Origin of the sequence: Microcystis sp. M20BS1, assembly GCF_020245305.1 — a bacterium.
Lineage (GTDB): Bacteria > Cyanobacteriota > Cyanobacteriia > Cyanobacteriales > Microcystaceae > Microcystis > Microcystis ichthyoblabe_A.
In genome coordinates this window covers 1-9,878 of record NZ_JADBUZ010000166.1, presented here as the reverse complement: position 1 = coordinate 9,878, position 9,878 = coordinate 1, and the positions used below count along the sequence as shown (strand labels likewise).

Genomic DNA, 9,878 nt, shown 5'->3' with positions numbered 1-9,878 from the left:
CTTTCGCACTCCTAATTATTTTTGGTTCGATCCTAATACTTTAGAATTGCAAGGATTTAGACTAATTGGGGGACAATATCAAGCCATTTCTCCCAATGACCGGGGTTATCTGTGGAGTGAACAGTTAGGATTATATTTAGGCATATTTGACCGGAAACTGCGTTATTTTACCGCCGATGGTCAATTAGTCCCCACTCCTCAAGAAGCGGAATTAGAGCAACGACAGGCAAAAGAACAGGCTCTTTTAGAGAAAGAAAGGGAACGACAAGCCAAGGAAAAATTGGCACAAAAATTGCGAGAATTAGGCATCGATCCCGATACAATTTAACTGAAGTGGCAAAAGTCCTAAGTAGTCAGATGTTAAAATCAGACACCCCCCTTATTAAGGGGGGATCAAGGGGGGATCGACACCCCCCTTATTAAGGGGGGATTAAGGGGGGATCAAGGGGGGATTTATAATCAGCTACCTAGAGAAAGTAAACCTAAATGAGAGGTCGTGAGAAAACTTATGAGTGATATTGAACTTCGGCAGTCAGTTTATGACCTTCTTTCATCCCTGAGAGGATTAGATGCGCTCAAAAAATTATTCTGGTCTGAGTTAAATTACGAGCGAGAAAATCAAACCCTGTCCCGACGCAATTGGCCAGATAAAGCAGTAGAAGCATTAGCAGAAGATCCAATTTTATTAGCTTCTGGGGGGGAAGATTTTCAGGTTATTTATGCTCGTCTCAACTCTAAGCAACTGCTGCTCAATTTAGAGCGTCTTGTCGTTACTCAACTGCTAAAAAACCATCCCTACACTCTCTTTGTTTTCTCTGATTTCCACCAAGAACGGTGGCATTTTATCAATGTTAAATATGATGTCAAACAAGAAAAACGGCAAGTCTTGCGGCGAATTACAGTGGGTCCGGGGGAACAGTTACGAACCGCCACAGAACGCCTAAGTTTACTGGATTTAGATAATATTAGTTCCGAGTCTCCTTTAGCGATTCAGGAACGTCATGATGAAGCTTTTGATGTTGAGAAAGTTACTAAGAAATTTTTTGAACAGTATCGCTCGGTCTTTGAAAAAGTTGAGCAATTAATTACTAAAACTATCCCTAATGCTGACCAGAGAAGACTATTTACTCAGAAGCTGTTTAATCGCCTGATGTTTATTGTTTTTATCCAGAAAAAAGGTTGGCTGAAGTTTAACGAACAAACAGACTATCTAGAAACCTTATGGCAGGATTATCAGAATGATAACAGCACCTCGGACAAAAACTTTTATTATAATCGCTTGACTCATCTGTTTTTTACGGGACTGAATAATCCCCAACAAACGGATATTATTGGTATCAATAACGGTGGTTTTCTTCGGCAAATAATCGGCACAGTTCCCTATCTTAATGGGGGATTATTTGAACAGGATGAGGATGACCGCAATCCTAATATAATAGTACCCGATCAGGCGATCGATGTTATCTTACAGGGCCTTTTTAGTAATTTTAATTTCACTGTAACTGAGAGTACACCCCTTGATGTGGAGGTAGCAGTGGACCCAGAAATGTTGGGAAAAGTGTTTGAGGAATTAGTCACGGGGAGACATGAATCAGGCAGTTATTACACACCTAAACCGATAGTTTCTTTTATGTGTCGGGAGGCTTTGAAGGGATATTTAAGCAGTAAATTAACTTCTGAAAACAAAGAAGCGATTGAGCTTTTTGTTGACGAATATAATGCTATTAATTTAAAGAATCCAGAGGCAGTTTTAGAAACCTTAAAACAGGTCAAAGTCTGTGATCCTGCCTGTGGAAGTGGAGCTTATTTATTGGGAATGTTGCATGAGTTATTAGATTTGCGTCAGTGTTTATTTGCCACTAAAGGCATTGATTACAAAACGGTTTATCAGCGCAAGTTAGAGATTATTGAAACCAATATCTATGGAGTTGACATCGATCCTTTTGCGGTTAATATTGCTCGCTTAAGGTTATGGCTTTCCTTAGCGGTTGAATATGAGGGAGACAATCCGCCACCGCTACCCAATTTGAAGTTTAAAATCGAAACAGGAGATAGTCTAACTGCTCCTAATCCCCAAGGTTCTGGGATGGTGCGCGAGGAGTTTATCCATCGGTTTAGGGAAGCTAAAGCGAAGTATTTAAGAGCGCATTTAGGCAGTGATAAACAAAGTCTTGAACAGGAGATTAATGAGGTTAAGAAACAGATTGCTTTATTAACCCATGGCAGTGCTTCTGTGATTGCGAGTGATAAGGAAGCTATCTCAAAAGGGTTTGATTGGGTGGTGGAGTTTGCCGAGGTATTAGCGGAGGGAGGTTTTGATATTCAGGTAGCAAATCCCCCCTATGTGAGACAGGAATTAATTAAGGATTTAAAACCAACTTTAAAGCAAGTTTACCCGGAAGTTTATACGGGAACATCGGATTTATATTGTTTCTTTTATGCGAGAGCTTTACAATTACTTAAAACTGGGGGAATGTTAGCTTTTATTTCTTCTAATAAGTGGTTTCGGGCAAAGTATGGGGAGAAGTTAAGACAGCATATCGCTGATACTTGTCAGGTGAGAAGTATTACCGATTTTGGGGAGTTGCCAGTTTTTGAAAGTGCAGCTGTTTTAGTGATGATTTTTCTCGCTCAGAAGCAATCAGATATAAAATTAAACACTCAATTTACTCAAGTTAAATCTTTAGAGTCACCTTATCCTGATATTAAAACTGTTATTAATGAACAGGGAACAATTTTACCTAATAATTCTTTAAATGGTAAAAATTGGCTATTAAGTGATTCTACTACGGCAAGTTTAATCAATAAAATGTCAGCAGCCGGTATTCCTTTAGGTGAATACGTCAATGAAAAAATTTATTATGGTATTAAAACTGGTTTTAATAAAGCCTTTGTGATTGATGGTGCAAAACGAGCAGAATTAATTGCTAAAGATACTAAAAGTGCAGAGATTATTAAACCTTTAGCTGTGGGTGATGATGTGAGAAAATGGCGGATCAATTATAAAGATAAATATTTATTGTATATGTATCACGGTGTTGATATTAGCGAATTGAAATCTGTTATTGAACACTTAAAGCCTTATCGCCAACAACTAGAAAATAGGGCAACTAAACAAAAATGGTATGAATTACAACAACCTCAATTAAAATATTCAAAGGAATTTGAAAAACCTAAGATTGTTTTTCCAGATATTGCAAAAGAGTCACGTTTTTCCTTAGATGAAAAAGGTCTTTATATTAACGATACAACCTTTATGATTCCAGTTTATGATCTTTATCTTCTGGGGGTACTTAATTCATTAACGGTATTAAAATATTATCATCAATTAAGCCCTCAGATTTTGGGGGGACATTTAAGATTTAAACGTCAATATGTTGAAAAAATCCCCATCCCTCCCGCTTCTGAATCTGAAAAAGAACCCATCATCAAATTAGTACAAAAATGCTTAGATGCCAAAGGGGTTAACTGTGAAGAATGGGAAAAAGAGATAGATGAGAGAGTAGCGGCATTGTATGGATTGTAAGGGGTTAGATACCCGAATTCTTTAAGAAGTCGGGTATCTGAAATCATCACACAATTTCGATTTCTTTATTAACCTCTCTTGCTAGTCAAAACCTTAGTCTCCCTTGAGATGCACTGCACCAACTTTTTGATAGAGAATATGTAGAGCCTCAGCAGCTTGTCTTGCTAGAGCGTACCATTCAGGGTTTTGTACACAAGCTGGATGGGAAACAATAAAACGCTCCAAGGAATCACTAACCATCGCTGTTCTGTCAAGTAACTCATGACATCCGAATGTACCCGGTTTGAATTGCTCAAGAACTTGTTGTTCTTGTTCTTGGAGGAAGTCTTTTAACTCTTCTTGACGCTCTATTTCAATAGCGTTATCCTTAACTACAACCATACTATTCAATTCAGTCATTCAAAAAAACCCCCAAGAGAATTAACCCATGATACCAGCAACCACTCACTCACAAACCATCTTAGAAAAACTAAACGCCCTCACTCCCCAACAACAGCAAGAAGTAATCGACTTTATTGAATTCTTGCAATTTAAGGCAGAGAAGAAAGAACTCACTGAAGAAAAAACGATTTCATTCTATGAAGCAGCCAAAGAATATATTGGTTGTGTCGATGGCGGACCGGGGGACTTAGCCACTAATAAAGACTATCTTCGAGGTATTGGCAGCAAATGAAGTCAACTTCTTAAAGAAGTCGGGTATCTGAAATCATCACAGCGAATCTGTTAAAATAGAGGTAAATAAACCAGTCGTCAGATGAGAGAGTAGCGGCATTGTATGGATTGTGAACCTTAAGATTGTTACAAGATGCTAAAATTAGGAAAACCTGCTAAAATCAGGATATGCCAGCTAAAGATACCTTTCACCATGCTGTCCGAAATGCACTCATAAAAGCAGGTTGGACGATTACCCATGATCCTTTTACCCTAGAGTTTGAAGATGTTAACTTTTATGTGGACTTAGGAGCAGAAAAAGTTATTGCAGCACAAAAAGAACGAGAAAAAGTTGCCATTGAAATCAAAAGTTTCTTAAGAGATTCAATTGTTACAGAACTACATTTAGCCTCTGGACAATATCTTAACTATCGTTTTGCTCTTTCGGAAATTGAACCTGATAGAACCCTATACTTAGCCATCCCTAATGATACTTATGAAGTGTTTTGTCATAGCCGTTTTGTTCAAAGAATCCTACAACACCATCAAATCAAAATTATTGTCTATAACCCTGAAATAGAGGAGATCGTAGAATGGCAATCAACTACAGTGAATTAGTTAAATCCCTAATTGAAGAACAAGCTAAAATTCAGCAGTCTAGTGAAATTTCCCTAGAAATAATCTTTGACGATCTGAGAAAACATTATTTATTAGTACAAGTTGGTTGGCATAATAATCATTGGATTTATGGATGTCTTTTACATTTAGATATTATTAACAACAAAGTTTATATTCAACAGAACAACACAGAAATTTCAGTAGCTGAAAAGTTAGTTGAACTAGGAATTCCTAAAACAGATATTGTTATCGGATTTCACTCTCCATTTAAACGAAAATTCACAGAATATGCCATTAATTAGGAGTAAAAAAATATGGAAAAACAACTTATCAAGCATTACAATTACCGATTGAATTAATTCAGAAAACTCTCTCTATTCTAGATCGTGAAACTGCCGTCTTAGTTGAGCAAGCTTTATCCTAAACTACCATGAAAATACAAGGAATTATCAAAGGCAATACTATCGAGCTATTAGAGGATTTATCTCTTCCTAATGGCGTAAAAATTTCTCTGGAAATCCCCGATAATTTAATTCAAAAAAAATTATTGTGGGAAGAATTAGAAACTCTTATTGGAGTATGGAAAAATCAACCAGAACTCGATGATATTTTTTCTGAAATTGACCAAGAACGCCAGGCCGATCTAGGTGTGGAAATTAAATTCGATGATTAAGCCGAAAATTCATGTATTTACTGGATACTAACATCTGTATTGCCATTCTCAAAGGGAATCTGACGGTCGTTTCACATTTTAGACTTAAGTATCAGGAATCTTACCTGTCCACTTTAGTCTTAGGGGAACTATATAAAGGAGTTTATTGCTCAACTCAGCTAGAACGTAACTTAGATACATTAACTAGATTTGCCAACCAGTTACCGATAATAGCTTTTGATCAACAAGCTGCAATCGAATTTGGCAAAATTCAATCTGAACTTAGAAAAATTGGCAAACCAACAGGACAGTTAGATGCTTTAATCGCAAGCGTTGCTCGTTCTCGGCAGGATATTTTAGTAACCGATAATACTCGTCATTTTGAAAATATTTCTAATCTAGTAATAGAAAACTGGTTACAGCCCTAAAATTAAAAAATTGAACTATGCCTACCCACGACATCATCGACAATCGCCAGCAAAAATTAGTCGATAACATCAACCAAATTCTTCACTCTTCAGAAGCCGCTCATTTTGCCGTCGGTTACTTCTTCCTCTCCGGCTTTACTGCGATCGCAACTCGTCTCGCCACCATCCAACAAATGCGCCTCCTGATTGGCAACACCAGCAGCAGGGAAACCATCGAACAACTAGCAGAAGGCTACCGCCGCTTAGAACTAATTAAAAACCATCTGGAAGCACAAGAATACCCCAAACGGACAGAACGCAAGCAGATGGCAACAGAAACCGCCGACAATATTCGTTCCAGCGTCGAACTAATGGACCAAACAGATGAAGCAGAAACCTTAGTAAAAAATCTGGTTCAAATGATTGAAGAAAAACGCCTTCAGGTGCGAGTTTATACTAAAGGGCGACTCCATGCTAAAGCCTATATCTTCGACTACGGGACAATTTATAACCAGCAGGGACAACCTTTGGAACGTCAAGAAAAAGGCCTTGCTATCGTTGGTTCTTCTAACCTTACTTTATCAGGAATTTCCCACAATACCGAACTTAATGTTATCGTTCACGGTAATGAAAATCATGCCAGTTTAACAGAATGGTTTAACCAACTTTGGCAGGAAGCAACAGAATTTGATGAAACACTGATGCAGTCTTTAAAACAGTCTTGGGCGATGATGCCAGTACGTCCCTACGACATCTATATGAAAACTCTCTATATGCTCGTGCGCGATCGATTGACAGAAGAAACTGCCAGCGAAATGATGATAGATAACGAAATTACCGAGAAACTAGCAGACTTTCAAAAAGTAGCAGTTAACCAAGCAGTTAAACTCATCCGCGAGTATGGGGGTTGTTTCGTTTCCGATGTGGTAGGACTAGGAAAAAGCTTCATTGGTGCTGCCATTGTCAAACGCTTTGAACAAGTAGAAAAAGCCCGCCCCTTAATTATTTGTCCAGCGCCACTGGTGGAAATGTGGGAACGCTACAACGAAATTTATCAACTTAACGCCCGCGTTTTATCGATGGGATTGCTGCGGGAAGATGAAACCAGTGGCATCAGAGTTTTATTAGAAGATTTTAAATACAAAGATCGAGATTTTATCTTAATTGATGAAAGTCATAACCTGCGGAATGCCGCAACCCAAAGATATAAAATCGTCGAAGCCTTTTTAGCAGCCGGGAGACAATGCTGTTTCCTGACAGCAACTCCTCGCAATAAAAGTGCTTGGGATATTTACCATCAGATTAAGCTTTTTCATCAAGATGATAAGACAGATTTTCCCATAGATCCGCCCGATCTAAAAGAGTATTTTAGATTAGTAGAGAAAGGAGAAAAACAGTTACCTGACTTGTTATCTAACATCTTGATCCGGCGCACCCGCAACCACATTTTACGCTGGTACGGCTTTGATGCCAAGACTCATAAACCCGTAGATGCAGACAATTTCAAGGATTATTTAAACGGAAATCAACGCGCTTACGTTATTGTGGGTGGTAAGCATCAGTTTTTTCCCAAAAGAGAACTACAAACCATTGAATATAGTATTGAAGATACCTATCAAGGACTTTACCAAGAACTGCGCCAATATTTAGGGAAATCTCGCCAACAGCAACCAGCTAACCCTCGTAAAAATGAACTTTGCTATGCTCGTTATGTTTTGGGAAATTATGTATTACCAAATAAGCGCAAACAAGAACCATTACTCAGTTTACAAACTGGGGGAGCAAATCTAAGAGGACTGATGCGAGTTCTGTTATTCAAACGCTTTGAATCTAGCGTTTATGCCTTCCAACAAACTGTTAAGAAATTACTGCAAGTCCATCAACGCTTTCGAGAAGCTTTACGCCAAGGAATTATCCCCGCCGGAGAAGAAGCTCAGGCAATTCTCTATGAGCCAAACAATGGGGAAGAACAAGACATTATCGATGCCTTGAGTCAGGCATCTGGGAAGTATGATATAGCTGATTTTGATGCCACAATATTACAGAAACATCTTGAGCATGACATCCAATTGCTAGAGAAAATTTTGCACTTAGTTGAGCCAATTACTCCAGACAAAGATGCGAAATTACAAACCCTTAAAAGCTGGTTGAATAAACCCCCGCTGCAAGATAGCAAGTGCCTCATCTTTACTCAGTATGCTGATACCGCCTCTTACTTATATCAAAACCTCAATCCTAACGGCGATCGAGACGATCTAGAAGTCATCTACAGTGGCGATAAAGATAAGGCGCGGGTAGTGGGAAGATTTGCCCCCAAAGCCAACAAATACTATAAATTGACCCCGGGAGAGTCGGAAATCAAAACTTTAATTGCTACCGATGTTTTAGCCGAAGGTTTAAACCTACAAGATGGCAACCTGATTATTAATTATGACCTGCATTGGAATCCCGTCCGACTTATTCAAAGGTTTGGTCGGATTGATCGGATTGGCAGCGAGAATGATGTGGTTTACGGCTTTAATTTTCTCCCAGAGACGGGATTGGAGCGGAATCTAGGATTACGGCAAAAACTCAAAAACCGCATTCAAGAAATTCATGAAACCATCGGCGAGGATGCGGCAATTCTTGACCCAACGGAACAGCTTAACGAAGAGGCTATGTATGCGATTTATGAAAAAAGTGGTAGTCATCAATTAAGTTTGTTTGAAGATGAGGGAGAATTTCTCGACCTCAATGAAGCGGAAGAAATTCTCAGACAAATCCAGCGAGAAAATCCGGCTGAATACGAACGGATAGCTAACCTGCCTCATGGCATCCGAACGGCTCGCTTTTCTCTCAATAAGGGCATAATTGTCTTCTGTGAAGCTTCTTACCCTAACCGCAAAGATTGGAAGGGCTACCAGCAATTATATTGGCTCGATGAACAGGGAGAGATCATATCAAAAGATACTGCCCGCATTTTAGGAATGCTCAAAACTAACCCAGAAGAAGCAGCACTGCCGCTGCCCAAAAATTACAACCAAGCAGTCATGCAAGTCAAGATTAAATTTGCCCAAGAAGTCCAGCACCGCCAATCGGAACGGGAGTACAGCCGTTCTCTGACTCAAGCACAGCGCTACATCTTGCGAGAATTGGGACTGCTGTTTAAAACCACTCAGGATGAAGAAATCCGTAAGCAGGTTAACCTATTAGAACAGGCCTTTCGCCAACCGATTACCACTGTACTGAAGCGCGAGTTAAACCTGATTAAGCGCCGTAGCCTGACAGGAGAAGCTTTGTTTAGCGAACTGAAGAAATTATACAGCCAACATGAGATGCGGGACTGGTTAGATCGCCGTCGCTTGCAAGGTGAGGAGCAACCAATTCCCATCATTATTTGCAGTCAGGCTTTAGTTTAGAAACGGCGATCGGTCAAGGTATAGAATTAAGTTATTGGTTAAAATCCCGCCCGCCTTATCTCTGCAATTGTGAGAAAAAGCTACAATTAATCAATCCTAAAATACCGGGAAAAGTCATGACAGCCCTAGACATGATCCCAGATGTCACCTATCTCCCCACAGATTTATGGAGTGATGAACCACCCTTGGAAAGTGATCTACACCTGCAACAGATCATCATTCTCCTTAGTTGTCTAGAATTATTATGGCGCGAGAGGAGTGATTACTACGCTTCGGGAAATCTAACCATCTACTACAACGAAGAACAACTAAAAAAACGTGATTTCTGGGGTCCCGATTTTTTTGTGGTTTTAGATACCGAAAAGCGTCCCCGCAAAAGTTGGGTGGTTTGGAGAGAACAGGGTAAATATCCGGATGTAATTGTCGAGATTCTCTCCGATTCTACGGCCAATATTGACCGCAATAACAAGAAAATTCTCTATCAGAATACCTTTCGCACTCCTAATTATTTTTGGTTCGATCCTAATACTTTAGAATTGCAAGGATTTAGACTAATTGGGGGACAATATCAAGCCATTTCTCCCAATGACCGGGGTTATCTGTGGAGTGAACAGTTAGGATTATAT

The 9,878-nt window shown here is 39.3% G+C and carries 9 protein-coding genes and 1 pseudogene; 9 read left to right on the top strand and 1 reads right to left on the bottom strand.

The window, feature by feature from the left end; translation table 11 throughout:
- A pseudogene (locus tag IM507_RS16575) lies at nucleotides 1-328 on the top strand (Uma2 family endonuclease); the annotation flags it as partial.
- 180 nt (nucleotides 329-508) lie between these two features.
- Nucleotides 509-3,526, top strand: coding sequence for an Eco57I restriction-modification methylase domain-containing protein (locus tag IM507_RS16570; protein WP_287637361.1), 3,018 nt, complete (start codon nucleotides 509-511; stop codon nucleotides 3,524-3,526).
- 93 nt (nucleotides 3,527-3,619) lie between these two features.
- Here the strand turns inward: IM507_RS16570 and IM507_RS16565 are convergent, their stop codons facing one another.
- A complete protein-coding gene (locus IM507_RS16565) occupies nucleotides 3,620-3,907 on the bottom strand; it encodes a hypothetical protein (RefSeq protein WP_002732850.1) in 288 nt (95 codons plus the stop codon).
- Between the two features lie 46 nt (nucleotides 3,908-3,953).
- Between IM507_RS16565 and IM507_RS16560 the strand changes: the two genes are divergently transcribed.
- From IM507_RS16560 to IM507_RS16530, 7 genes are all read left to right on the top strand, one after another.
- Entirely contained in the window at nucleotides 3,954-4,199 is a 246-nt protein-coding gene (locus tag IM507_RS16560) for a DUF2281 domain-containing protein (RefSeq protein ID WP_002732023.1), read from the top strand.
- Between the two features lie 167 nt (nucleotides 4,200-4,366).
- Nucleotides 4,367-4,795: an element excision factor XisH family protein gene (locus IM507_RS16555; protein WP_002734405.1), complete on the top strand. Its 429-nt coding sequence runs from the start codon at nucleotides 4,367-4,369 to the stop codon at nucleotides 4,793-4,795.
- A complete protein-coding gene (locus tag IM507_RS16550) occupies nucleotides 4,771-5,097 on the top strand; it encodes a XisI protein (protein WP_002734933.1) in 327 nt (108 codons plus the stop codon). The genes IM507_RS16555 and IM507_RS16550 overlap by 25 nt, the downstream gene beginning before the upstream one ends.
- A 128-nt stretch (nucleotides 5,098-5,225) precedes the next feature.
- Nucleotides 5,226-5,468 (top strand): hypothetical protein, encoded by a 243-nt coding sequence (locus IM507_RS16545; protein ID WP_123230202.1) that lies wholly within the window; start codon nucleotides 5,226-5,228, stop codon nucleotides 5,466-5,468.
- 11 nt (nucleotides 5,469-5,479) lie between these two features.
- A complete protein-coding gene (locus IM507_RS16540; protein ID WP_123230203.1) occupies nucleotides 5,480-5,875 on the top strand; it encodes a type II toxin-antitoxin system VapC family toxin in 396 nt (131 codons plus the stop codon).
- A gap of 17 nt (nucleotides 5,876-5,892) precedes the next feature.
- Entirely contained in the window at nucleotides 5,893-9,252 is a 3,360-nt protein-coding gene (locus IM507_RS16535) for a helicase-related protein (protein ID WP_123230204.1), read from the top strand.
- A 116-nt stretch (nucleotides 9,253-9,368) separates the two neighbouring features.
- Nucleotides 9,369-9,878, top strand: a 510-nt coding sequence (locus IM507_RS16530) for a Uma2 family endonuclease (protein ID WP_287637362.1), incomplete at its 3' end; no start/stop codon positions are given.